The sequence below is a fragment of the Actinoplanes solisilvae genome, assembly GCF_003999975.1.
GTDB lineage: Bacteria > Actinomycetota > Actinomycetes > Mycobacteriales > Micromonosporaceae > Actinoplanes > Actinoplanes solisilvae.
In genome coordinates, this window is the sequence record NZ_RJAC01000010.1 from 245,432 (window position 1) to 270,717 (window position 25,286).

20 protein-coding genes are annotated in these 25,286 nt (G+C 70.2%); 12 read left to right on the top strand and 8 right to left on the bottom strand.

Annotated elements, in window-relative coordinates:
• Positions 1 to 88: 88 nt before the first annotated feature.
• Positions 89 to 985 carry a DMT family transporter gene (locus tag EER30_RS25110; RefSeq protein WP_127503042.1) on the top strand — a complete coding sequence of 299 codons (897 nt, stop codon included), beginning with the start codon at positions 89 to 91 and terminating at the stop codon, positions 983 to 985.
• 204 nt (positions 986 to 1,189) lie between these two features.
• Positions 1,190 to 1,825, top strand: a complete 636-nt coding sequence (locus EER30_RS25115) for a DUF4145 domain-containing protein (RefSeq protein WP_164842472.1) — start codon at positions 1,190 to 1,192, stop codon at positions 1,823 to 1,825.
• 45 nt (positions 1,826 to 1,870) lie between these two features.
• Here EER30_RS25115 and EER30_RS25120 read toward each other — a convergent pair whose 3' ends face one another.
• The gene (locus tag EER30_RS25120) at positions 1,871 to 2,503 is read right to left on the bottom strand and encodes a DUF7002 family protein (RefSeq protein ID WP_127503044.1); all 633 of its coding nucleotides are present in this window, start codon (positions 2,501 to 2,503) and stop codon (positions 1,871 to 1,873) included.
• Positions 2,504 to 2,838: 335 nt separating this feature from the next.
• Here EER30_RS25120 and EER30_RS25125 point away from each other — a divergent pair, with 335 nt between their 5' ends.
• Entirely contained in the window at positions 2,839 to 3,513 is a 675-nt protein-coding gene (locus tag EER30_RS25125) for a hypothetical protein (protein WP_127503045.1), read from the top strand.
• 24 nt (positions 3,514 to 3,537) lie between these two features.
• Here EER30_RS25125 and EER30_RS25130 read toward each other — a convergent pair whose 3' ends face one another.
• Together EER30_RS25130 and EER30_RS25135 are read right to left on the bottom strand one after the other, a co-directional pair.
• A complete protein-coding gene (locus EER30_RS25130) occupies positions 3,538 to 4,731 on the bottom strand; it encodes a serine hydrolase domain-containing protein (RefSeq protein WP_127503046.1) in 1,194 nt (397 codons plus the stop codon).
• 21 nt (positions 4,732 to 4,752) lie between these two features.
• The gene (locus EER30_RS25135; RefSeq protein ID WP_127503047.1) at positions 4,753 to 5,415 is read right to left on the bottom strand and encodes a DUF4097 family beta strand repeat-containing protein; all 663 of its coding nucleotides are present in this window, start codon (positions 5,413 to 5,415) and stop codon (positions 4,753 to 4,755) included.
• 179 nt (positions 5,416 to 5,594) lie between these two features.
• On the opposite strand from EER30_RS25135, the gene EER30_RS25140 reads away from it, so the two are divergent.
• On the top strand, positions 5,595 to 6,509 hold the full coding sequence (locus EER30_RS25140; protein WP_127503048.1) for a hypothetical protein: 915 nt from the start codon (positions 5,595 to 5,597) through the stop codon (positions 6,507 to 6,509).
• A gap of 49 nt (positions 6,510 to 6,558) precedes the next feature.
• Here the strand turns inward: EER30_RS25140 and EER30_RS25145 are convergent, their stop codons facing one another.
• Together EER30_RS25145 and EER30_RS25150 are read right to left on the bottom strand one after the other, a co-directional pair.
• Positions 6,559 to 6,834 (bottom strand): hypothetical protein, encoded by a 276-nt coding sequence (locus EER30_RS25145; protein ID WP_127503049.1) that lies wholly within the window; start codon positions 6,832 to 6,834, stop codon positions 6,559 to 6,561.
• 185 nt (positions 6,835 to 7,019) lie between these two features.
• Positions 7,020 to 9,701, bottom strand: coding sequence for a PQQ-dependent sugar dehydrogenase (locus tag EER30_RS25150; protein ID WP_127503050.1), 2,682 nt, complete (start codon positions 9,699 to 9,701; stop codon positions 7,020 to 7,022).
• A gap of 202 nt (positions 9,702 to 9,903) precedes the next feature.
• On the opposite strand from EER30_RS25150, the gene EER30_RS25155 reads away from it, so the two are divergent.
• The 4 genes from EER30_RS25155 to EER30_RS25170 all read left to right on the top strand — a co-directional run bounded on the left by EER30_RS25155 (position 9,904) and on the right by EER30_RS25170 (position 15,320).
• A complete protein-coding gene (locus tag EER30_RS25155; RefSeq protein WP_127503051.1) occupies positions 9,904 to 12,471 on the top strand; it encodes a hypothetical protein in 2,568 nt (855 codons plus the stop codon).
• Positions 12,472 to 12,551: 80 nt separating this feature from the next.
• Complete coding sequence (locus EER30_RS25160) at positions 12,552 to 13,370, top strand: methionyl-tRNA formyltransferase (RefSeq protein WP_127503052.1); 819 nt, start codon at positions 12,552 to 12,554, stop codon at positions 13,368 to 13,370.
• A 55-nt stretch (positions 13,371 to 13,425) separates the two neighbouring features.
• Positions 13,426 to 14,238, top strand: a complete 813-nt coding sequence (locus EER30_RS25165) for an MBL fold metallo-hydrolase (protein WP_127503053.1) — start codon at positions 13,426 to 13,428, stop codon at positions 14,236 to 14,238.
• Positions 14,239 to 15,026: 788 nt separating this feature from the next.
• Positions 15,027 to 15,320, top strand: coding sequence for a helix-turn-helix domain-containing protein (locus EER30_RS25170; RefSeq protein WP_127503054.1), 294 nt, complete (start codon positions 15,027 to 15,029; stop codon positions 15,318 to 15,320).
• A 73-nt stretch (positions 15,321 to 15,393) separates the two neighbouring features.
• Here EER30_RS25170 and EER30_RS25175 read toward each other — a convergent pair whose 3' ends face one another.
• A complete protein-coding gene (locus EER30_RS25175) occupies positions 15,394 to 16,872 on the bottom strand; it encodes an MFS transporter (protein WP_127503055.1) in 1,479 nt (492 codons plus the stop codon).
• Between the two features lie 98 nt (positions 16,873 to 16,970).
• Here EER30_RS25175 and EER30_RS25180 point away from each other — a divergent pair, with 98 nt between their 5' ends.
• The 4 genes from EER30_RS25180 (at position 16,971) to EER30_RS25195 (ending at position 22,470) form a co-directional block, all read left to right on the top strand.
• A complete protein-coding gene (locus EER30_RS25180) occupies positions 16,971 to 17,600 on the top strand; it encodes a TetR/AcrR family transcriptional regulator (RefSeq protein WP_127503056.1) in 630 nt (209 codons plus the stop codon).
• Between the two features lie 260 nt (positions 17,601 to 17,860).
• Positions 17,861 to 18,196, top strand: a complete 336-nt coding sequence (locus EER30_RS25185; RefSeq protein ID WP_127503057.1) for a hypothetical protein — start codon at positions 17,861 to 17,863, stop codon at positions 18,194 to 18,196.
• A 2-nt stretch (positions 18,197 to 18,198) separates the two neighbouring features.
• Positions 18,199 to 20,781 carry a class III lanthionine synthetase LanKC N-terminal domain-containing protein gene (locus EER30_RS25190; protein ID WP_489884460.1) on the top strand — a complete coding sequence of 861 codons (2,583 nt, stop codon included), beginning with the start codon at positions 18,199 to 18,201 and terminating at the stop codon, positions 20,779 to 20,781.
• 9 nt (positions 20,782 to 20,790) lie between these two features.
• Entirely contained in the window at positions 20,791 to 22,470 is a 1,680-nt protein-coding gene (locus EER30_RS25195) for a M36 family metallopeptidase (protein WP_127503059.1), read from the top strand.
• On the opposite strand, the gene EER30_RS25200 is transcribed toward EER30_RS25195, so the two are convergent.
• Together EER30_RS25200 and EER30_RS25205 are read right to left on the bottom strand one after the other, a co-directional pair.
• Positions 22,452 to 23,156, bottom strand: a complete 705-nt coding sequence (locus EER30_RS25200; RefSeq protein WP_127503060.1) for a copper homeostasis protein CutC — start codon at positions 23,154 to 23,156, stop codon at positions 22,452 to 22,454. The genes EER30_RS25195 and EER30_RS25200 overlap by 19 nt on opposite strands.
• Positions 23,153 to 25,159: an ABC transporter ATP-binding protein gene (locus EER30_RS25205; protein WP_127503061.1), complete on the bottom strand. Its 2,007-nt coding sequence runs from the start codon at positions 25,157 to 25,159 to the stop codon at positions 23,153 to 23,155. The genes EER30_RS25200 and EER30_RS25205 overlap by 4 nt, the downstream gene beginning before the upstream one ends.
• Positions 25,160 to 25,286: the final 127 nt, after the last annotated feature.

Sequence of the window (25,286 nt, forward strand, 5' to 3'; positions counted from 1 at the left end):
GATCACGACCGGTCCGCAATTCCTATGCGTGACGGGGGAGACAGGTGTCACCCTTCCCCGCGCCGACCAGGACCGTTAGACAAACAGCATGGTCTCGGTGATCCTCGGGCTGCTGTCGGCGCTGCTCTTCGCGGCGTCGGCCACGCTGCAGCAGCACGCTGCCCACGGGGCGGCCGTCGCCGCGCCGGCCCCGACCAAGCAGACCGGGGTCGCCGTGGCACTGCCCGTGGTGCGGACAGCGCGCAAACTGATCCGTGACCGGGTGTGGCTGCTCGGCACCGCGGCGAACGTCGCCGGCTCCCTGGTGCAGGCGGCCGCGCTGTACTTCGGTTCGGTCGCCGTCGTCCAGGTCGTGCTGGTCAGTCAGTTGATCTTCACGCTGTGGCTGTCGGCCCACTGGGACCGCCGCCGCCCCAGCGTCATGGAGCTGGGCTCGGCCATCGCGATCTGCGCCGGCATCGCGATCTTCCTCTCCGTGCCCGGCACCGCACCCCAGGCCGGCGACGCGAACCGGGGTCGTGTCCTGATCGCCACTTTCTGCGCGGCCGCGCTGGTCGGCGTGCTCGTGCTCGTCTCGGCCGGCCGCCACCACAAGGTACGAGCAGTCCCGATCGCGATCGCCGCCGGCGTCTTCTTCGCCATCAGCGCCGCCCTCCTGAAGATCACCACCGACGAGCTCTTCCACGAGGGCGTCGCCGCCACCGCGACCGACTGGCCCGGTTATGTGCTGATCGTCGCCAACGTGAGTGGCTTCATCCTGGAACAAGACGCTTTCGCCACCGGCACGCTCCCGCCGGCCGTGACCGCGATGACCATCACGAACCCGGTCGTCAGCTACATCGTCGGCGTGCTCGCCTTCCACGCCCACTTCCCCAGCAGCATCGGCGGCCTGGCCGCCCTGGCCGGAGCCAGCGTCCTGGTCATCCTCGGCGTGGCCGGCCTGGCCCACTCCCCCGCGGTGATGAGACACAAGGCCCCTACCTGACCGCGGCTCGGCAAGCCAGCCCAGGTTTCGCCGCGGACAGCCCCGCCGCCCCGCTATCGCCGCGCGACGCGCCACCGGCACTTTTCCTGTCCGGACGCCCGCGCCGCTGCCGCGTCGTCCGTGCCCGCTGACCATGTCCTAGAGCTCGGATGCCGCCGCCCCGGCCGAGAAAGGCCGGGAGACCGGGCAAGTAGGCTTCCGGCCGTGAGCGAAGGCCTGGAACCAGTCGGCGTGATATGCACGTCCTGCCGGAACGCAACCTCCTCGACTCCGGGCGGCTGGCTCTCTGAGATCGATGGTGACCCGACGTTGGTGTACGCACTGATTCGGTGTGCACATTGTCGCTCGCTGCTGGTAATCCGAGAGGAATCCGAGTGGGATGGACGAGACGTTGTTTCTACCGGCCCACCCACCGTGCTCTGGCCAAGCCTGGATACGCCTCTGAGTCCCGAGATCCCTGAAGCAGCGCGAAGATCGTTCGAAGAAGCGCGCGCATGCCACCGCGCTGGTTCCTACACCGCGGCCGCGCTGATGGTCCGGCGGACAGTCGAGGCGGTCTGCGCCGACAAAGGAGCCACTGGTGGGGGCTTGCAGGGAAAGCTCGAGAAGCTCGCGGAGATGAAGATTATCGAAGGCAAACTGACCGATTGGTCTCACGGTCTTCGAGCCCTGGGTAACGAGGCAGCCCATGACGTGAACGTGTTCGTGAACGCGGCCGACGTGCAGGACGCGCTTGAACTGGGTGAAGCTTTGCTGACGCATGTCTATGTTCTCGATGCAAGATACAGCGCGTTCAAAGCCCGTCGCGCGGCACCGCCGTCCAACGCGTCAGCGGCTTAGCCGCCTGGCCGGCCTCCACGACGAGGTCAGCGAGCAACGGCGGGCTCAGTCGACAGGACCCTCGATCTTGATGGTCAGGTCGAGGACGTCCGGGACCGCGTCGAGCACGGTGACCTCGACCAGAGCACCGTCGCGACCATGCCTGCGGCGGTACTCGTCATACGGGTAGTCGGCTATCGGCAGCCACGACCGGTGACCCCGTACGGGATGGTTCTTCTGGGTGACCGCCCCGGAGTTGAGCCGGCAGAGCTCGATGCGCGATCCGTGCCGCTCGACGAGGGAACGCGTGTCGACGTGCAGCACCACCTGGTCGTCGCCGCGATACTCCTTTGCCTGCCGCAGACGGTCGAGCCGCTCGGGGCTGGCCCAGAAGAAGACCCGCCCGTTGATGGCCGCCAAGTATTGCTCCAGCGAGGAATCGGGATCGATCTTCTCCGCGATGAACTTCATCGGCTTCTGATCGCGGATCACCGCCGGCGCCAGACCGGGCGCGCGCAGCACGGTCGATTCCCGGCGCGGCGTCTTCACGAGCCGGTCACGCTCGGCCGCGGCGAGGCCGTACAGATCCATCAGCCGCTCCGTCGACAACAGCCCGTGCCGTTGAACCGACGGCCAGGCGACCGCCGCCATCGTGTGAAAGACCCGGGGGTGACGCGCAACCAGCTCCTCGACATCCATGCCGGCCATCATGCCGCCCGCCGACGGCGAACCCACAAGAGCGGCCCGGTCAGATAGCTTTCGCGATCCCTCGGCGGCCCGGTGCGGCATCCGCTTCGTACGACTGATCGCGGTGACCGGACGGTCGTGCGGCTACCCGGGCCGGCCGCCGTCACCCGGAGCCCGGAACCGCCGCGCGAAGCGGAACCACGACGCCCGCCCGCCTGGGAAGCCCGCGTGACCACCCGGCCAACGCAACCAGCCGCGCGAAGCGTACGCCCGACACCACCGACTACAGACCCCAACAGAACCGCCTGACCGCCGTCGTTCTGGATGATCGACGTAGGGTCGGGCGCGTGACCGCGTACGAGATCGCCGCGAAGCTGCCCACGATCGACGTGCTTCGCCGGCGTTGCCAGGCTGTGGCTGTCCTCGATCGCATCATCGACGAGGGTGAGCCGTACTACGACTTCACCACCGCGTGGGGTGACGATGAAGCAGCGTCGATGCGGAACGGCAGCGGGGACGAGTGGAACATCGTCTTCACTCCAGAGGGTGCCTTCATCCGGGTCTTCGCTCACGAATCCGAGATGTCCCCGTACGGCGACGACGAGCTGGCGCTCTGGCCGGGCCTGCTCGACGGGTTGCCGGCAGTGTTCCGGACACAGGTCGAGGAGCCGGCGTTCAATGATCTGGGACAGTTCGTGGCCACCGCGGTGCTCTGGCGGCTCGCCGAGGACGACCGCTGGAACGCCGGCTCGGGCATCGACTTCCCGCCCTCGAGCGGACCGATCGACATCGATCCCGACGGAACCGGGATGCTGGAGATCCTGCTCGACGACATCGTCGACCGATACGTCGACTTCGCCGGCCATTACTACGAGACGGAAATCGACCGGGCTGCGGTCGAGCACGTCGTGGCGCATCGCCCGCTGACCGACGCCGTCGTGCGGACGGTGAACCCAGAGGTCTCCGTCGCCGAGCTGAGCGACGACCTGACCGCGATCGGATATCGTCCGCCGGCCGCGTGACGGGCGGCCGGCGGACTTACAAGGTCAGTCGTCGATGTCCTGGTAGAGGGCGGTCCAGAAGTCGTTGATCAGGTGGGTTGAGTCGGGGGTGGAGGCGCCGACCTGGGTGAGCAGGATGCCGACGAGCTGGTTCTTCTGGTCGGCGTAGGTCGCGCAGCCGCTTCCGCCGTCCCAGCCGAACTGGCCGACGGGCGCGTAGTCGCCGCGGTAGGTGCGCACCGCCATCCCGAAACCCCAGCCGCCGTGCTGGCCCTGCCCGTGCGAGATGTGGACGTTGTCGCGGGCGAGGATCGTACGGGCGCTGTTCTGTTCTGCTGTGAGGCGATTGGTCGTCATCAGCTCGACGGCCGGGCGCGACAGGATCGGCTTCCCGTGGTTCAACAGCATGCGGAAGTACGCGTGGTAGTCGTCGACGGTCGAGACGAGCCCTCCGCCGCCGCCCGGGAACGCCGGCGGCTCACTCCAGCGGCCGCCCTCGGCCTCGTCCCAGACGTGGAACTCGCCCGTCGCGGGGTCAGGGGCGTACAGCGCCGGAAGTCTCTTGATCTTGTCGGCCGGGACGTGGAAACCGGTGTCGGTCATGCCCAGCGGCTCGAAGACGCGCTCGTGCAGGAACGTCTCGAACGGGCGGCCGGTGACGCGGGCGACGAGCACGCCGGCCAGGTCGCTGCTGAGCTGATACTGCCAGCGTTCGCCGGGCTGGTGCATCAGCGGCAGCGTGCCGAGGCGGCGCATCCACTCGTCGGGTTCGGGCATCGGCTCGGGCAGGTTCGGCGTGAGCCGGCGCTCGAAGATCGCGCCCATGATCGGCGTGCCCAGAACGGTCATGTCCATCCCGAGCCCGAAGGTCGAGGTCAACACATCCCGTACGGTGATCGGCCGCCGGGCGGGCACGGTGTCGTCCAACGGTCCGTCGATGCGCCGCAGCACCCGGCGATCGGCGAGCTCGGGCAGCCACGCGTCGACCGGGTCGTCGAGCCGCAGCCGGCACTCGTCGAGCAGGATCATGGCCGCCGCGATCGTGACCGGCTTGGACGTGGACGCCATCCGGAAGATGGTGTCGCGGCTCATCGGTGGACCGCCGCCGTGCTGCATGGTTCCGATCGCCTCGACGTACGTCTCGTCGCCCCGGCCGACGAGGGCGACCAGCCCGGGGATCCTGCCGGAATCGACGTGGCGGTTGAGCACGTCGCGGACTCGGCGCAGTGGCAAGCTCATGTCGGATGCTCCTTCTGGTTGTCAGAGGCTGCGGGCGGTGATGTCGCCGTACGAGGTGGTGGCCTGGATCTTCAGCTCGGCCGAGCCGTCGTTCTTGAGGCTGTTGTCGATGCGGCCGCGGGCAGTACTCGCGTCCAAAGTGGCCGAGACACCGGCGGCGGCGACCACGGTGATCGATCCGGCCTGCGTACGGAGCACGAGCGTGCCGCCCGAGGCCGCGCCGACGCGGATGTCGCCCTGCTGGGTGCTGACCTCGGCCGAGCCGCCCAGCCGCCCGATCTCGACGTCGCCGACGTAAGCCGTCAGCCGCAGCCCGGCCACCTCGTCAAGCTTGATCACGCCGTGCGCGCCGGTGAATTCGACGTCGCCGAGCCGTCCGGCGGTGTGCAGCTCGGCGGCGGCCGCCTTGGCGTCGAGCCGGGATCCGACCGGCAGGTGAACGGTGACCTCGACCGAGCCGCTCGCGCCGAAGTACTGGTTCTGCTTCGGCACCTCGACCCGCAGGACGCCGCCGTCGTACGCAACGGTCGTCTGCTCGGCCACCTTGACGTCGCGGCTCTTGGCCGCGTTGGCCGGCAGGACCTCGACGGTGGTGTCGGCGCGGTCCTCGGCGAGGATCCGGATGCGGCCGGCCGGGATGTCGAGAACGGCGGAGATGGCGGCGGGGGTGTTGAACGTGTGCATCGTGTTCTCCTGGGTTTGTCGCTTCGTGACTTGCTGACGGAGATCACGATGGCCGGGCGCTCTGACACCGAGCAGTCACCGCCCTGACACGGCATTTCCGGAACTGTCACACCCTGCTTCTAGGGTGCTCCCGTGGCCCATTTCGAGAGGCGTCTGACGTCGGGTTGGATCGACACGCGATGAGCGGTCACCGCGACGAGGTGCTCGACCACGTGCTGGGGCTGGTCGCCGAGTCGTCCTGTGCCGACGCGCTGGTGTTGCGGGGCAGTCTGACCATGCCGGCCTGGGTGGGCTCGCTGGCCCGTCCGCCGGGCGACATCGACTGGGTCGTCCCGCCACCCGTCGTCGAGCCCTGTGATCGGCGTGCGCCCTATCCGTTCGTCGACGATCTGGGGCCCGTGCAGCATTGGCCCGAGGCGGTGCACGGCGGTGCGGCCAACGAGATGTGGGAGTTCGAAGAGTTCGACACCGGCGGCCAGCGTCCGCGCGTCCCACCCGAGGGCCTGCAGTGGATCTCCGAGCTCCCCGACGATCTCGGCGGCCCCCACAACGACCTGCTCGACCTGCTCAGGGAACACCCGGTCACCGACGGTGGCGTCGAGGTGGGCGAGCCCGACCACGACCCCGCGTGGGGCTACGCCGACTGCGCGGGCGTCCGCATGCTCCTCCCGTGGCACGCGCCCGACGGCTCGACCGGCACGGTCCAGGTCGATTTCGCGTACGACGAGGTCCTTCCCGAACCCGCGATGTTGACCGCCGTCCCCCGCCGCGGCGGCCGCTCGCCCGTCGGCCTGTGGACGGCCGGGCCCGAGCTCTCGCTGACCTGGAAACTGGGCTGGCTGAGCACCGACCAGTCCTCCGAGGGCGTCTCGGCCGCCAAAGACCTCTACGACGCGGTGCTGCTGGCCGAGCTACCCGACCTTCACCTGCCGCCGAAGCTGCACGCACTGCTGGCCGACGCCGACCTGAGCCCACCAGACATCGAGGCCTGGACCATCGACGGCCCGATGCCCGGCGGCACGCCCGTCCAGCCCTGGCTGCGCCGTCTGACCGAGGCGCTGCCCCCCGTCATGGCCGCAGCTTCACCAGGGTGATCCGTTGACGTCAATGCGATCGGTGGCCTGACGGTCCCGGAAGCCCAGCTCAGGAACGCAGCTGCGCCAGGGTCGCACCGGCGAGGATGCGCGCGATGTTCCCGTCGTTATCGTGCTCGGCCAGTCGACGGGCGAGATCGTCCAGGTCGTCGAGTTGGCCGTACTTCGCCAGCAGGATCGCCCGCATCGAGCCGACGTGTCCCTGCTCAAGGCCCTGCTCAAGGCCCTGCTCAAGGCCCTCTTCGCGGCCTTTTTCCAAGCCCTGCTTGAGGTTTCGGCGGGCGATCTCGCGGCCCAACTCTGACTGCTCAAGAACGTTGCCCATGCCTCATCTCCGCAGGACTCGAGAACCTGGATCGTGGTCACGGTTCACCTCCGCGCCTGGAGTCGGCGCGGAGTACAGCCTTGCAGGCGGCTCGAACCTAGTCAAGAGACAGGTTGTCGTGCGCCCGGCCACGGAGCAGTGAAGACCCAAACTGGGGCTGGCGCCGGGCGCAGATGTCGCCGTCGTCAGGGGCGCAGCTTGAGGAGGGTTATTCGGGAGGCACCCAGCTCGGTCACGTAGAGGTGGCCGGTCGCCGGGTCCTGGGTTACGTCCAAGGGCTGGCTGAATCCCGTGAAGCCCGTTATGCCTGTCGTTCGATTGGAGAGGGCGCCCGAGGCAGCCACGTCGAAAGTCTCGATGTCCTGGCCGGCTGAGTAGCGGACGACCAGCAGTTTGCCGTTGAGCGGACCGCCGCGATACTCGACCGCGCCGTTGGCCGAGGCGTGCAGGCCCGCGTCGTACGTGCCGGCCAGGTCGAAGTTCGGGTCGGGGGCGGTGCCGGCCGGGTAGGCGCCCACCTGGAACGGGTCGGCGCCGACGGTCGGGTTCGCACCGGCCAGGGCCCATTCGCAGCGCAGCGGGTTCGGATGGCCGTAATAGCGACCCGGCCGCACGTCGAAGACGTAGTCGGTCTCGGCCGTCGGCACGCCGGTCAACGCGGGCACAGCCGGTCCGGTGTAGCCGCGCCGCGCGCACGAAGCCGGTAGCGGTGACGGCGTGCCAGGGGTGTTGCCGCCCGCCGCCGAGCCGTTCGTCGGGGCGTACAAATGGCCGTTGCGATGCCACACCAGGTCGAACGCGTTCCGAACACCGGTGGCGTACAACGTCAAGGGCGCGTCGGGGGCGTACGGATCGTAGGCCCCGACGCCCTCGGTCGACGCGTTCAGCGGCGGGGCCGTCAGCCGTGCGGGGTCGAGCCGCAGCACCGCCGCGCTCAGCAGCCGCTCGGGGCGGTTGCCCCACGTCGAGTCGGGCGCGCCCATCGCGTTGTTGGCGCCCTGCGACACATAGAGCGCGCCGTCGGGCCCGAACGCCAGCGAGTTGGTCTCGTGATCTTTCACCGAACGGGGCAGGTTCACCACCATCGGTGTGTAATTACCGAGGTCGGGCCCGCTGAGCCGCCCGATCCGCCCGGACCAGTCCGGCACGTTGAGCGGCCCGACGTATTCGTAGTTGTCGGTGACCCACAGGGCGGTCCCGGAGGGGTCGAAGGCCATCCCGATGATCGTCCGGGCCGGCGCGCCCGGCAGGCCCCGAGCCGCGGCGTCGGTCCGTACGGTGTTGATGATCGTCGGGGTGCCCAGGGTGCCGCCCGCGTTGATCGGGAAGCGGAAGATCCGCCCGTCGAGTGTGCCCGCGTAGAGCCGCCCGTCCGGCCCGACGACCACCGTCGTGAAGGGCGCTCCGGTCGCCACGCCGACCGTCTTGTCGAAGGCGACGTCGATCGGGCCGCCGCCGCTGCCCGTGGTGAAGACCATCGAGTACGGGCTGAATGGCTTGCCGGTCACGTCGGTGACCCCGCTCGTGACGGTGAACCGGTACGCCGTCGACGGTGACAGGGGGTTGACCGGGGACAGGTTGATGACGTCGCCCCCGCCGCTGGTGATGGTGGTCGCCGGCACGGCCACGCCGTCGCCGAGGCGCGCCAGCGTGACCGTCGAACTTGTCAGCGACGACGCCCTGACCCCGCCGTTGGGCAGCACGAGATCGGTCACGACGCTGCCGGTGACGGGTACGCCGGTCGCACCGTTCGGCGGCGTGCTCAGGCGTACGGCGGGAATGTTCTCGAAGGCCGCGACAGCGACAACGTCCGCGTACGCGAGCTTGGTGTTGCTGCCCCCGGCCGGGCTGATCGTCAACCGGCCGTCGGTCACCCGGACCGTACGGGTGGCCGTCGCGAATTTCGTGCCCGAGGTGGGGACGAAGGCGGCGATCGCGTTCTGGTCCTCGACCGAGACCCAGTGCGTGCTGTCGACGGCGGTCCCGGCGTCCCCGACCGCGACGGTCACCGTGTAGAGGCCCGGCGGGACGGTCGCCTCCCAGGCCCCCGGCGTGCTCACCCCGGCCGACCCGGCGGGAAGTTGCGCGTGCAGGAACGTCGCCAGCCGCGCGTCGGTTTGACCCGCGGCCGGATTGCGGTTGCGGCCGTTGCCGGTCAGCTCGAGCGGAGCGCGAGTGGCGAGGTCGACCCAGCCGTAGCCGCGGGCCGCCGTGAAAGCGCCGCCCGAGTCGCGCACATAGCCGGCCGCCGGCGCGCTCGCCGCGTCCGAGAAGTCCACCAGCATGGAGGCCCCACTGATGTCGAGATAGTTGAGCTTGGTGTTGGCGCCGCCCACCGCGTCGACGGTGAGCCGCCCGTCGCTGACCGCCGCGACAACGGTCGCCTGACGGTATTCGGTTGTGGCGGTGGAAATGAACGCGTCGACCGCGGTGACACCTTCCACCCGTACGGTGTGCCGGCTGTCGTACGCGGGCTGATCGCCGACGGAAACGGTCACCCGATAGGTGCCGTTCGGAACCGCATATTCCCAGGCGCCCTCGGTCAGCACACCCCCGGTGCCGCCGACGTCGCCGTATTGCAGGTGTATCAGCGTGTTGAGCCGAGCGTCCACACCGGAGCGGGCGCGGTCGCGGGTGTTGCGGGTGAGGTCGAGCGGTTCGCTGGTCCCGCGCCGCACCCAGCCGTAGCCGCGCGCGGCGTCGAAGGCCGCGCCCGTGTCGGCGGTGTAACCGGCCGGAACGGTGGCGGCGGCGGGCTGGAAGTTGATCGACGTGACCGGGGTGACCGCGGCCGCGGCGGGCGTGGCCGGCACGACGAACCCGGCGACCACGAGTACGGCAAGAGCAGACCATGAACGACGGCGCATGACTGTCAACGTCACACATGAATCGCGGACCGGAAGAGTCGGAAATCCGCGAACGCGACCATTTCCAGGCACCCGGGAATTGCGACAGCCCTTGCAATAGAGGCAGGACTGATCGAAAGGGTCAACTATCCAAAATCATGGATGTTAGGCTCTCGCTCCCCGGCGGAGACACGGAGAACCGGGGCTCATGGGGGAGAAATACATGCATCGCACCATTCGGGCGCTGCTGTCCGCGGCGGCCGCCGCGCTGAGCGCATCCACCGTCCTCGTCGGACTGACCGCCGGTCCGGCCCAGGCCCAGAACTACGACAACCTGCCGCTGACATCGTGGGCCTACCCCGACAAGGCCCAGCCTTCGACGCCGAAGCCGAACCCGGAGGGCGACTTCCTCATCGGCAGCAGCAAGGACGCGGCGGGCCTGAAGCACACCGGCCGCGGCTATTTCACCTTCGACCTGACCCCGCTCAAGAAGCAGGTCCTGCACCGGGTCACGTTCTACACCCTCGAGGAATCGGTCGTCGACTGCTCGACGGTCGCGCCGATCGAGGTGTGGCGCACCAAGCCGGTCACCTCGACGACGACGTGGCAGCACCCGCCGAAGGAGCTCGAGCTGCTGGCCGAGCGCTCCTACGGCAGCGGCGCGCTCTGCCCGGGCGCCTACCTCGGCGTCGACCTGATCCCGGCCGTGCAGGCGGCGTTCGCCCGGGGCGAGAAGACCATCACCATCGGCGTACGCATCAAGGCCGACGCCGAGGGTGACGCCAAGGTCGGCCGCACGTTGCGTCAGGCCAAGGTGAGCTACGGCGCGAACCACGCGCCCACGGTCAGCGGGCTCAAGATGAAGTTCCCGGATGCGGGCTGCGGCACGCTCGACCGGCACCCCACCGCCGGCCCCGGGGCGCAGATGTTCGCGACCGCCAAGGACGCCGACCCGAACGACCACCCGCAGATCACGTACGCCTATTGGCCGGTCGACCACCCGGACCAGCGCAAGGAGTCGTGGTACCCGGACCTTGACCTGGACGGGCTCACCGACGGTACGGTCGTCGCCTGGTCGGCTCAGGCCGCGGACTACGACGACGCCGGCCCGTGGGGCCGGACCTGCTACCTCACCGTCGACAACACCGCGCCGAAGACCGCGCCGATCGTGCTGTCGAAGAAGTACCCCGCGGGCGGTTACCCGGGCACCGGCGGGCCGGGCGTGCCGGGCACCTTCGTGCTCGACGCCGCCGGTGACCGCGAGGTCGTCGGCTTCGACTGGATCTCGTCGGACACCGGCTACATCCAGCGCTCGAAGGCCAACCACCCGGGCGGCCGGGCCAAGGTCACCATCACCCCGCGTCATTCGGGGCGCGGCGATCTGCGGGTCACCGCGGTGGACGCGGCGGGCAACCGCACCGCATGGGTCGAATACGAGTACACGGTTCGCGACACCGCGCCGATGGCCGAGTTCGAGCTCAACGGGGTCGGTCTGACCAGCCGCATCACGCTCTACTCGCGCGCCGAGGAGGTCACCGCGTTCGGCTACACCCTCGACGGCGGGCCCGAGACGCGGTTGCCGGCTGTCGACCGTCAGGCCACGGGCGACCTGGTGTTCGAGAGCACCGGCCAGAAATCGGTGGCGGTACGGGCGTACGCGGGAAAGAAGTTGATCGGCTCGGACACCGAGCTGGTCACGGTGACCGACGCGCCCAGGATCACGTCGGAGGACTTCGCGTGGCCCGCCTCGCCGATCGCGGGCGTCGCCGGCACGTTCACGTTCAGCCCGCGCAGCCTCGGTGTCGTGGCATACCTCTACGACTTCGGTGACGGGAACGAGCAGCGGATCGACGCCGGGCCGGATGGCAACGCCGTGCTGACCTGGACGCCGACCCGCGGCCGCAACTACACCCTCACAGTGTCCTCGGTGGACGATCAGGGCAATCGCTCACAACCGTCCGAGGAGACGTTCTGGGTCATCGACGACCGTCCGACGATCACGGCGTACGACTACGACGCCCACGTCGGCGGTTCGATCCCGGTGAACGTCTGGTCGGATCGGCCGAACGCGGTCGCCATCGGCTGGACCTTCGACGGCGGCCCGGAGCAGACGTCCGACGGCTCCTACGCCTACTTCGACGTGGTGCCGACCCACTCCGGTGACAACGTGATCAAGGCGTGGGCCAAGCTGGCCGACGGGACGGTCTCCCCCACCTCGACGTACGCGATCCACGTCAGCTCGGCCCCCCAGGTCGTCTCCCGTGGGCCGTTCGGCGAGGACGCGGTCATCGGCCGGCCGATCGAGTTCACCCTGACCGCGGTGCAGGAGAACGCGACGGCCTTCCGCTACACCGTGGGTGACGACCCGGAGCGGACAGTCGCGGTCGGCCCCGACGGCACGGCGACCATCTCGTACGACGTCCCGAGCGACCGGGGCGAGGTCACGATCGCCGCTTCCAGCGTGACCGCCGACGGCACCGCCTCCGATCCGGTGACCCGTTCGGTGCCGGCGCGCAGCACCGCGATGGGTGTCTCCACGTACGTGAACGCTGTCGGCGAGCCCGGCCGGTTCGGCTTCAGCGCCTGGGACCTCGGCGAGGCGACCACGAAGTTCCTGTGGCACGTCAACGACGGCGAGGTTCAGGAGATCGCGTACGACCCGTGGGCGTGGGAGACGTCGGTCTCGTTCACCCCCGATCGGGCCGGGACCAACACCCTGTACGTGCAGCGCGAGTTCACCGACGGCTCACGTTCCCCGCTGCAGACCGTCCCGTTCGAGGTCGGCGGCTGAGTGCCGCGAAAGGGCCGCGCGCTGCGGGGGTAGCCCTCGTCACATTGTGGCGCGCGGCCCGGTCGACGCATTCTGACCGAATGCTTCGCGTAGTCCTGCTGACCATGTATGACGTCAACTACCGGGTGGCCTCGAACTGGGCCGCCCGCAACGGTCACGAGATCGTGCTGGTCGGCACGCTGCCCCGGTCGGCCTCCGCGCTGGCCGCGGCGCTGCCCCCGACCGCTCACCTGCTCTCGACCTCGCAGTTGACGACTGTGGCCCCGCCGATCATCGCGGCGACCGCGCCCGACCTGCTGATCTCGATGGGCTATTCGCGCCTGCTGCCGGCCGAGATCCTCAACCTGCCGAAGTACGGCGCGGTCAACGTGCACCCGTCAGCCCTGCCGGCCGGTCGTGGCCCCAACCCGACGCGCCTGCTCTACGACGGCGCGACCGAGCTCGGCGCGACGCTGCACCGCACCGACGCGCAGTTCGATACGGGCGCGATCCTGAGCCAGCGCACCCGTCCGCTGCCGCTCGACCTCACCGGCGAGGCCGTCTTCTACGCCTGGCTCGAGATGTTCGACGAGATCCTCGAGGAGGGCGTGCCGCGCGCCGTCGACGGCAGCCCCGGCCTCCCCCAGGACAACACCCTTTCCTCGTACGCCGCCCCGTTCGCCGACGAGGAGCGAACGCTCGACCTCAGCGAGCCCCTGGCCGTGATCAGGCGCAAGACGGTCGCCCTGAACGTGCTGGGCGCGACCGCTCGGGTGAACCTGCCCGAGCCGACCGTGATCAGCCGCGTCGACGTCGTCCCGACCACCGCGCTCGACGCCGCCCCGGGCACGATCCTGCTGACCCACCACGACGGCTGGACGGTCCGCGCCGGCGAGGGAGCCCTGCGCCTGACCCGCTGACCAGGGTGGGTGACGACACAGTGACAGGCGGGGGTCGGCCGGGAACAGAGGTCGCATGGAGTACGACGTCAAGTACATTCGCCGGCCCGGGCTGACGCGGGATCTCCCGCACGCGCCCGAGGATCTTCTCTGGGTGACGAACACGGCCACCCTCGTGCACGGCGAGCGGGATGCCGTGCTCATCGACACGTTCCCGACCGTCGAGCAGAACGCCGAGCTGATCGAGTGGGTCGCCGACTTCGGGCGGCGGCTCACCCACGTCTACATCACCCATGGCCACCCCGACCACTTCCTGGGGCTCGGTCAGCTGCAAAAAGCCTTCCCGGGCGTACGTGTCGTCGCGACCAAGGCAACCGTCGAGCATGCCGCGACCCAGAACATCGAGCGGTGGCGGAGTCTCTTCCCGGGCGGCATCACGGAGCAGGTCGTGCTGCCCGACGTGCTCGACGACGACGTCATCGAGGTCGAGGGCGAGCAGCTGAAGATCATCGAGACCGGCTTCACCGACACGACCGGCTCGACCGCGATCTGGGCGCCGTTGCAGCGGCTGCTGGTGGCCGGCGACGGCGTCTACAACGACACCCACGTCTTCCAGGGCGAGACGACCGCCGAGCGGCGGCGGGGCTGGATCGCCACCGTCGAGCGGCTGCACCGTCTGAAACCGGCCGCCGTCGTCGCCGGCCACAAGAACCCGGACCGCCCCGACGACCCCGCGATCCTCGACGAGACCGCCACCTACCTGCGCGACTTCGAGGCCCTGGCGACCGCCACGTCCAGCGCCGAGGAACTCTACGACGCCATGCTGCAACGCCACCCGCGACGGCTCAACCCGGGCTCGCTGTGGGGCGCGGCCCAGCGGTTCGGCTAGCGCCCGCGACTCGACCCCTTCCGGAACAGGCGTCGGCGCGCATCACCTCATATCCCACGCCGCCGCGATGCTCGCGACGGCGGTGGAGGCCATGAAGCACCGCCGGCGTGATCGCCGGTGCTGGTTGGGGGCGGGAGTAGAGCTCGAAGCCGGGGCGAGAAAATCTGGGCCCGGCTGACTAGACTTTCTTGGCAGGACCGGTTAACGTTTCTCTCGTTGACAGCAGAGATCGTTGAAGACGCCGAGAAAGCAGGCCGAGCATCAGCAGGGCCCGGAACGTTCGTGGCTCGCTCGGCACCGCATGGAGAGTGCGTCAACGCACTCAGCAAGGCAAGCACCACTCAGCAAGGCAAGATCGGTAAGACAAGACCTTGACGAAATTCCAGGTCAGGGCCAGATGCAGGTGGGGCCGACGCACGTTCGGGGCTCTGCTTGCCGCACGAAGATCCGCCCGATGTGGCGGGGCCATGAAGTTTCGCGTGAGGCTCCGGCACCAGCGGATGGCAAGACACGCACAGGGAAGCAGAGGAAAGGGAGGGTTCAAGCACCGTTGGATCGCCCGCCGTCAGGACGCTGTTCCGGTTCTGGGGCGGACACCGCAGTCTCCATCGAACGAGAGGTGGTCTTCGGTCACGCTTATGCGATCCTCGCACCGCAAGCCGTTGAAGGTCGCGGCCGGTGCGGATATGACAATCCGACGAACCAGTCGGTAGATGGTGTAGTCAAACCCGTAAACCCTGGGCCCCGGCGTTTCCGCGCCGGGGCCCTCGTCATGGAGAGGTTTCTGTATGGCCCAACCGGATGACATGCTCGACGATGAGGATTACCCCGCCTACACGATGGGTCGCGCCGCGGAGATCACCGGCGCCTCGCAGGATTTTCTGCGCCGGCTCGACGAGGCGAAACTGTTCACCCCGTTCCGGTCCGCGGGCGGGCACCGCAGGTACTCCCGCTATCAGTTGCGTCTCGCCATAAGGGCCCGGGAGATGGTCGCCCAAGGCACCGCCCTGGAAGCCGCCTGCCGGATCATCATCCTGGAAGACCAGCTCGAAGAAGCTCTCCGGCACAATCAGAACAAGTAGTGCCGACGACCCCCGAACGCTGTCCGACGGTCCTTCTCCACCAAGAGGGACCGTTCGTCATATGCCCGGCTGATCAGGCGCCGCGCTGCTTGGCGACGAGCTCCGCGGGGATGGAAGCGCCGGCTGCGCCCAGCACGCCCTCCTCCTCGGCCTCGAGGGTGGAGATGGCGGCCGGACGGCGGCGGGGCAGGCCGAAGGTGACCAGGGCGGCGGCGGCCAGAGCCAGGACGGCGCCGGTCACGAAGATGCCGACGAACTGCGACTCGTGCGGCAGCGGAGCCCCGGGCACCAGGTTGCGGGTCAGCATGGTGACCACGAACGCGGTGCCCAGCGACATGCCGACCGAGCGGGCGATCGAGTTCATGCTGTTGGCGATGCCGGTCTCGGCCGGAGACACGTTTTCGATCAGCAGCGCGGGCAGGGCCGCGTACCCGAAGGTGACCCCGGTGTTGACGGCGAACGCGCCGACGATGACCTGCCAGGTGGCGCCGTGCAGGAGGGCCAGCATCGCGAACCCGGCCGCCGAGAGCAGCGCGGCCACGGTCAGGGTGGCCTTGGCACCGAAGCGCGAGACCATCCGTCCGCCGATCGGGGCGGTGACGACGCCGCCCGCGTTGCCCGGCAGCAGATAGACGATGCTCGCCGCCAGCACGGTCGCGCCGAAGCCGTAGCCGACCGCCGGCGGGGCCTGCACCAGCGACGACACCGACAGGAACACCGCGAACATCGAGAAGCCGAGCCCGAGCCCGGCGAGGTTGGCCACGACGAGCGGGCGGTGGGTGAGCATGCGGATGCTGACCAGCGGCTGGGCGATGCGGCGCTCGGCCGCGACGAAGACGGCCAGCACGATGACCGCCGCCACGAGCAGGCCGATCACCCGCACGGAACCCCAGCCCCAGTTGTTGCCCTCCTCGAGCGGCAGCAGGAGCAGCACCAGCCCGAGGCCGAGCAGGCCCGCGCCGATCAGGTCGAGCCTGCCCGAGGCGGCGGCGGGGCGGCGGGGCAGCCCGGCCACGCCGGCCAGACCGATGGCGCTGAGCGCGGTGGCCAGCCAGAACAGCTGGTGGTAGTCGCCGCCGTCGCGCATGAGGAACCCGGTGACGGCCAGGCCCAGCCCGGCGCCGACGGCGAGCATGCCGCTGACCAGGGCCATCGCGTTGGTGAGCCGCTGAGGGGGCAGTTCCTCGCGCAGCACGCCGATGGCCAGCGGGAACAGGCCGAAGCTGGCCGCCTGGGCGACCCGGGCGAGCAGCAGCAGCGGCAGGTTGGAGGTGGTCGCGGCCAGGATCGAGCCGGCCAGGACGACGACCATGATGCCGATCATCACCGGGCGCCGTCCGTACAGGTCGCCGAGCCGGCCGAGCACCGGGGTGAGCACGGCCGCGGCGAGCAGGTTGGCGGTGACGACCCAGGCCACCGAGGTGGCGGTGGCGCCCAGGTCGGCCTGGATGTTCGCGACGACCGGGACGACCAGCGTCTGCAGCGCCGAGACGAGGAGCACGACGTAGCAGGCGACCGGCAGCGCGAGCCGGGACTGCGAGGTTGACGGCATAGGGCCGAAACTAGACTCGCGTACGACTGTTCTCAACACCGTGTCGAAAATAAGGGATGTGATGTCGATTCCATCCGACGCCGTCGTATGATCGCCGCGTGCCTGCCATCGGAAGCCGCCGCGGACCCACCAAGGGCGATCAGCGGGAGCGTGCCCTGCTCGACGCCGCCCGGCTCGCGTTCCGGGCGCGCCCGATCGGGCAGGTGACGATCGACGAGCTGGCCGGGGCGGCCGGCATCGCGCGCTCGGGTTTCTACTTCTACTTCGAGTCGAAGCAGGCACTGCTGGCCGCGCTGGTCGACGAGGTGATCGGCGAGAACGATCAGGAGATGGCCGAGTGGCTGGCCTCCGACGGCCTCGACCGCGAGGCGCTGAGGCTGGGCCTGGCCCGGGCGCTGACCCGCTGGAAGGTCGACGGCCGCTGGCTGCGCGAGGCGTTCCTCAACCCCGACCCGGGCCCCGAGGTGCTGCACGTGCGCGAGCGGCTGGTCACCGACGGCTGCACGGCGTTCAGCCGGCGCGTCGAGCGTGACCTGCGGGCCGGTCTGACCGTGAACGGCGACCCCGACCTGCTCGCGTCGATGGTCCTCAACCTGCGCAGCATGACCTTCGCGACCGCGTTCGACAACCCGGCGGCGCACCCGGATGAGGTCGTCGTCGAGACGCTGACCGACGCGATCCTGCGCCTGGTCTACGGCGCGACGCCGGGCGCGGGCCGACCGGCCTGAAAAACCGGCCCAAAAATCGCGGGCCCAGAACCGACATTTCCTGATGTTCGCTTGCTTCAGGTAGCGCCGAATTCGACGTGTATCTGAGTCACTTGCGCATCCTTTGCCGGAAATTCGCACTTCGGCCCCGGAGGCGATAGCCGACTGATGCCTTGACCGCCGTCCGGCCCCGGCTCAAACTCCGAACAAAGGCGTCCCGGCGCGATCCGGCCGGAACGCAAACCACGTTTCACGAGCCGGCCCATTCCGGAGGGTGCATCATGTCCAATACCGACCAGAAATTCACTCTGACCGTCGCCAAGGCCATTCTCATGCCGGAGGAGGCGGCCCTGCGCGAATTCGTCCGACAGCTCAATTCGGCCCTCAAGGACGACGCCGAGCTGCGGGCCAGGTTCGAGCACGACCCGCGGGTCGTGCTGGGCGAGCGCGGGGTCGCCCTCGACTTCCAGCGGGAGCTGCTGGCCGCCAGCGGCCTGTCCGGCGAGGAAGTGGGACCGTGCGCGGAGACCTGCGTCGTGTTCTCCATCTTCCACTGCGAGGCCACCGGCGGTTCCGCGACCATCATCATCCACGCGGACGAGGAACCGGTCGTCTGATGATGTCGCCCCCCGCGTCGACCACGACCGCTTTCCGCGAAGCCCTACGGGGTTTCGCGGAAGGGCTCCCCCCTTTCTACCGCGCGCATCTTCGCTCGGATCTCTCCGTCGAATGGCTGTCGTTCGGGACCGGGGAACCGGTGCCCCGGCAGGGCTGGAAATTGCATGTCTCAGCCACTGCGGTACACGCCTGCGATCTGGTCGAAAATGTGCTCCCGGTATTGGTCGACGCGGGCGCGACCTTCAAATTGCCGAGTGATCTGGAGGGGTTCAACCGGATCAATTCCGGGGCGGCCGGGGCGAGCCAGATCGGCAAGATCGTCACGGTCTATCCGGCGTCCGACTCCGCGCTGGCCGCTCTGGTCGCACGGCTGGCCGAACGCTGGTCGCCCGAGGGCGCGCCCGCGGTCCCCTCCGACCTCGAGGTGACGGCCGGCCGGGGTCTGTACGTCCGCTACGGCGTGTTCCGCTCGGAGCCCGGAACGCTGCTGGCCTCCGACGGCTCGACCCGGGCCGACCAGCGCGGCGTGCTCGGGGAACAGCCGCCCTGGGCACCCCGACCGCCGGTGCCGACGACAGCACGCGACGGGGCCGCGGTCATGGCGCCGATCACGATCGACGGCATCCGTTTCCTGCCGCTGAAGTTGCTGGCCGACCGGCCCAAGGGCCGCACCGTCCTGGCGTTGAACCTGAGCGACTGTGCCACGGCCGTGGTGCGCAGCGCCCGGCCGGGCGTCGAGAGCGACGAGTCGGGCCAGGACGCGGTCACCCGGCTCGGCCACGAACGCGAGGTCCTCGACCGGCTCGCGGGCAGCGGCATCGCCCCGGAGGTGCTCGGTCACGACCCGGTGGGAGGGTGTCTGGCGGTCAGCGACGTCGGCGGCCGGGCGCTGGACGGTGAGCCGGCCGACCGGTGGCTCGAACTGCTGCCCGGGCTGGCCGCCGTGCTGGCCCGTCTGCACGAGCGGGGCTTGGCCCATCGCGACGTCAAACTGGCGAACGCCCGGATCACCGATGCCGGCGAGGTGGTGCTCGTCGACCTGGAGGCCGCCGCCCCCGTCGGCACCCGCCATCCGGTTCCGCTCGGCACCGACGGATACGTCCCGCCCGAGGGTCCGCGGTCGGTCGTCGACCCGAGCTACGACGCGTACGCCCTGGGTTCGTGCCTGACCCACGCGGTCCTGCGGTACTGCCCGGGCCGGCTGCCGCGCGACGGCAACGCCGGGCGGCAGCTCGCCCTGCTCGCGTTGCACGGACAGCGGACCGCGGCGAAGATCGTGCGGCGGCTGCACGACCCGGACCCTCGACGACGCCCGTCGGCCACCGCCACCACGCGGCTGCTCACCGACAACCTGCCGAGCCTGCGTCAAGAGGCCGGCCGCGGAGCCGGGCTCGACCGCCGCTGGGCCGCGACCGCCGCGATCGACGCCGGCCGGACGACGCGCCGGTTCCGGCAGGTTGACGACGGCGGCTGGCGCACGACGACCGCGCTCCCCGGGCTCAATCCCGAGGGGATCAACGTCGGCGCGGCCGGCGTCATCCTCGGCCTGCTGACGATCGACACCGCTCTGCGCACGGCCCAGTTCGACGACGACGTGCTGACGGGGGCCGAGTGGCTGGCCCGCCGTGACCCCACGACGGACACTCACGGCCTGTTCACCGGCAACAGCGGCGTGGCGGTGGCGCTCGCGGTGACCGGGCACCGGTACGGACGCGACGACCTCGTGACAGCGGCCGCGCGACGGCTGAGCCGGGCGGCCGAGGCGGCGCCGCACGACGCTGATCTGTTCTCCGGAGCGGCCGGGCTGATCTGGGCCGCCTGCCTGATCGACGCCGTGGACCCGACCGGCTGGGCCCTCCCGCTCGTCGAGAACCACGTCGCCCGCCTGCGGGACAGCGCCGAGAACTTCGACGGCGTGACCGGGTGGCGGCCGGCCGCCGGCCTGGGCCCGGCCGGCGGCGCCTATGTCGGGGCGGCCCACGGCACGGCCGGCGCCGCGCTGGCCCTCGCGGCGTGGGGCCGGCGGGCGGGATGCGCCGCGACGCTGGCCGCGGCGGAGTCGGCGTTCCGGAGCGTTCTCGCCCACGGCCTGGCCCCGAAGGCGGACAACACTCTCGCGACGACGTCGGGCGAGGTACGGGCCGCCCACCACTGGTGCCACGGCGTGGCCGGCGTGCTGTGGTGCCTGCTGCAGGCGTACCCGGACGGTGTGCCGGAGGAGAAGGCAGAGGCGGGCCGGATGTTCGCGGCCGGCGAGCCCCGGCTGGACAACCCGACCCTGTGCCACGGGCTGAGCGGCGTGCTGGAGAACTGGCGCATGCTCGGAGCGGTTCCTGGGTTCCACGGCCGGGCGCCGGGCCGGATCGCCGAACTGGCCGGAGTGCTGCGCTGTCTGCACTCCTCGTTCGAGGGTTCGACGTCGTGGTCGGTCGGCGGTCGCGAGCAGGTCGCGCCCGACCTGTGGATCGGTCTCCTCGGTCCCGCGACCCAGCTGGCCCTGGCCGCGTGCGGCTCTCGCCACGCCCTGCTGTCGGAGGGCTGGCTGCGTTGCCTGGTCGCCCGCGACCCCGGCCATCGAGGGTGAGGAGCCACCATGTCCTTGGAGATCGACCTCCGCGATCCTCAGGAGTACGTCCGATTCCGGCTCTCGGCCGACGAGCTGCCGCTGGGCGCCGAGCGGCAGACCGGCAGCCTCCCGGCGCGGGCGCTGGAACTCGCGGCGCTGACCACGTCGGTGCTGGGGGTGCGCGACGCCGCGCCGATCACCTTCCTGGCCGGCCAACCGACCGGCGACGAGCAGGGCAGCCGTTCCGTGTTCCTGCGCCAGCACGTCGGTGGCGTCCGGGTGTTCGAGGCCGAGCAGGTGGTCGGCTTCGCGTCGACCGGTCTGGCCGACTTCACCCGGGCCCGTCTCTACAGCGGCGCGGGCGAGCCCGAGTATCGCCTCGTCGTGTCGTCCGAGGACGCCGTACGCGCGGCCGTGGCCCACGTCGAGGCCGGCGCGTTCGAACCGGTCGTCAGCGCCACGTTCCCCGAGATGGCCGAGCTGCCCACCGTGTTCGAGGCCGGGCCGTTCGAGGAGCCGATCCGGGCCGCGCTGCTCTGGGTGCCGATCGGCAAGCGGCTGCGGCTGGCGTGGAGCGTCCACCTGACCCTGCCGGCGGCGGCCGGGGCCTTCCAGGTGATCGTCGCGGCCGACACCGGCGACATCCTGTACGCCACTCAGCTGATGCTGTTCGCCACGACCGGCTCGGTCTTCCCCACCGACCCGGGCACTCCCCGCAAGACGGTGAGCTTCGCACCGCGGTGGAGCGACTACGACCTCGAACCCACACCGAAGCTGCCGGCCGCCCCACCCGCCTGGGTGACGTCCGACCTGACCGAGGGACCGACCTGCCGGGCCTACCTCGCCGACACCCGTCAGCCGGTGAGAGGCACGCTCGCCGGCGACGACGTGACCTTCGACCCGCCGGACCAGGCCGGGATCGACCAGCAGGTCGTCAACGCCTTCTACGGGGCCTGCTTCATGCACGACCTCATGTACCTCATCGGCTTCCGCGAGGGTGACGGCAGTTTCCAGTCCGGCGCGGTCACCGGCGGCCTGCCCGCCCGGGGAGTGCGCGTGGCCGTGCACACCCAGCCGGTCCTCAACCTGGCGAACTGGTTCAACGGCATCATCAGCCTCGGCCCGCGTAAGGGCACCGACCGGCACACCTCAGTTGACATGTCGGTGGTGTGCCACGAGTACGCGCACGCCGTCACGAGCCGCATCGTCGGCGGGCCGACCCCGAACCCCTTCACCGTCCCGCAGAGCCGCGGTCTCAGCGAAGGCTGGAGCGACTACTTCTCCTGCACCGCGCTGAACATCCGGGTCATCGGCGAGTGGACCCGGAATCCGGACGGCGCGGGTCCGCGGTTCTACGACGACCGGTTCCCGGCCGACCGCGCGGACTTCGGACTGCTGCCCGAACTGGCCGTCTACGAGATCGCGCAACTGTGGTGCCGTTTCCTGCTCGACGTCACCGACCGGATCGGCCGGCAGCCCGGCATGCAGCTCGCCCTCGACGGCGTCAAGGGGCTGTTGTCCAACCCCGATCTGCTCGACGCCCGCGACAATCTGCTGTTCAAGGCCGACCGTCAGCTCGCTGCCGGGCTGACGTCAGGCGCGGTCCGGGCGGTGTGGGCCGCGGCCGCCGCGCGCGGCATGGGAATCGGCGCCCACTACCTGCCCGACGGGCGCACGGTCCCGGACGATCAGGTCCCGCCGGCCTGAATCGCCGCCACGACGCGGCGTACCTCGTCGGGGTCGGTGGTCTCACGCCCCGACTCGCGCACCGGCGCGCGCAGGTGGATCTGCGTCGCCCCCGTCCGAGCCAGCACCTCGGCGACGTTGGGCGACCGGATCCCGCCGGCCGCGATGATGTGCACCCGTCCGTCCGCGCGCTCCAGCAACGCGGTCAGCCGATCCGCGCCTTCGAGGGCCGTGGCCGCGCCGCCCGACGTCAGAACCGCGTCGGCCCCGAGATCGATGACCTGCTCCAACGCGGCAAACTGGTCGCCAACTTCGTCGAAGGCCTTGTGTACGGTCACCGGCAGCGGCCCGGCCGCCTCGATGAGACTCCGCAGCACCGGCAGGTCGAGCTCGCGGTCCTCGGTCAGCGCGCCGACCACCAGCCCCAGGGAAAGGTCGTGCGGGTTGGGCAGCCCGCGCAGAAACGCGATGTCGGCCAGCATCACCCGCAGCTCGACCTCGCTGACCCGGAAGTCGCCGCCGCGCGGCCGCACCATCACCCGCATCGCGGTGGTGCGCAGCGACCGCAGGGCGACCTCGACCGCGCCGAGGCTGGGCGTGGTGCCGCCCTGGCCGAGGTCGGCGCAGAGCTCGACCCGGTCGGCGCCGCCCGCCTCGGCCGCCAGCGCCGAGGGCACGTCGCTCACGCAGATCTCCAGCAGTGTCACGCCGCGACCGCCTCTTCGACCCGCAGCGGGAAGTGACACGCCACCCGGTGATTCTCGCCGGCCAGCGGGGGCTCGGTCTCGCACTTCTCGGTGGCGAGGGGGCAACGGGTGCGGAACCGGCAGCCGCTCGGCGGGTTCACCGCGCTGGGCAGCTCCCCCTCGACGGCGAAGCGGTCGCCGGTCTTCTCGTCGGTCACCGAGGGTACGGCGTCGATCAGAGCCTGGGTGTACGGGTGCCGCGCGGCCCGCACTACCTGGGACGCCGGTCCGACCTCGACGAGCTTGCCCAGGTACATGACGCCGATGCGGTCGGCCATGTAGTCGACCACGGACAGGTCGTGGCTGATGAACACGTACGCCAGCCCGAGCTCTTTCTGCAGGTCGCGCATCAGGTTCAGCACCTGCGCCTGGATCGACACGTCGAGCGCGCTGACCGGCTCGTCGCCGACGATCAGGCGCGGCTGCAGGGCCAGCGCGCGGGCCAGGCCGATGCGCTGCAACTGGCCGCCGGAGAACTCGTGCGGGTAGCGCTCGAGCACCCGCCGCGACAGCCCGACCTGGTCGAGCAGCGTGCCGACCCGGGCCCGCCGGGACGCGCCGTCGCCGACCTTCTGGATGTCCAGCGGCTCGGCCAGGATCGAGTCGACGCGCATCCGCGGGTCCATGGCCGCGTAGCTGTCCTGGAACATGAGCTGCACGCGGCGGTGCATGCGGCGTCGCTCGCGGCCGCTGAGCGCGGCGAAGTCGGTGCCGTCCAGCAGGATCTGGCCCGAGCTGGGCTGTTCCAGGCCGACCGCGAGCCGGCCCAGCGTCGACTTGCCACAGCCCGACTCGCCGACCAGCCCGAACGTCTCGCCGGGAGCGACGTCGAACGACACGTCGGCAACCGCGCTGACCTGACCGGCGTCGCGGCGCAGCAGGCCACGGCCGGCGGCGGCGTAGTTCTTGACCAGGTGCCGCACGGACAGCACCGGGGCGACGTCGTTCTCGGCCTGGGCGGGTGCCGCGATGATGCGTACGGGAACCGGGTTTGACTTGGTCTGGGCCGGGACCACGGGGTGCAGGCAGGCGAACTGGTGCTCGTCGCCGGTCAGGGCCACGTCGGTGGTGCGGCAGCCGTCGGTCGCGTTGCGGCAGCGCGGGGCGAAACGGCAGCCGGTCAGCGGACGGGACAGGTCCGGCGGCAGACCCGGAATGCTGTAGAGACGCTCGGTGGCGCCCTCGGGCAGGGCTTCGAGCAGCGCCTCGGTGTACCGGTGGCGCGGCTGGGCGAACAGTTCGCGGGTGGCGCTGGTCTCGACGACCCGGCCGGCGTACATCACGGCGACCCGGTCGGCCCGCCCGGCGATCACCCCGAGGTCGTGGGTGACCAGGATGACGGCCATCTTGAACTCGTCGCGCAGGTCGTCGATGAGCTCGAGGATCTGCCGCTGGGTGGTGACGTCGAGCGCGGTGGTCGGCTCGTCGGCGATGAGCAGCCGCGGCTTGCAGATCAGGGCCATCGCGATCGCGACCCGCTGGCGCATGCCGCCGGACAGCTCGTGCGGATAGTTGTCGACGATCCGTTCGGGGCGGGGCATGCCGACCCGGCGCAGGATCTCGATGGCCCGCTCGCGCGCCTCGGCCTTGCCGGCCTTCTCGTGCACCCGCAACGGCTCGGCCACCTGCACGCCGATCCGCATCGTCGGATTGAGCGAGGTCAGCGGGTCCTGAAAGACCATGCCCATCCGTACGCCCCTGGTGCGCCGGACCTCGTCGGGGTTCAGCGTGCGCAGGTCGCGGCCCTCGAAGAGGATCTGCCCGCCGGAGACGCGGCCGCCCGCGGGCAGCAGCCCCATCACGGACAGCGCCGTCATGGTCTTGCCGCTGCCCGACTCGCCGACCACGCCGAGGGTCTCGCCCGGCATCACCCGCAGGCTGACGCCGTCGAGGGCGTGCACCGTGCCTTTGCGCAGCGCGATGTCGGTGTCGAGATCGCGCAGCTCGAGAAGTGGAGTGCTCACAGTGTGGTCCTAATGAGTTCTGGGAGCACGCCATCGGGCAAACTCCTGGTGGGTAGGTAGCCGCCGGCGGACGAGCACTCAGAGTTCCTGGACGTTGAGTCCTGCTGAAAGATCGTGCCGCTGCCGG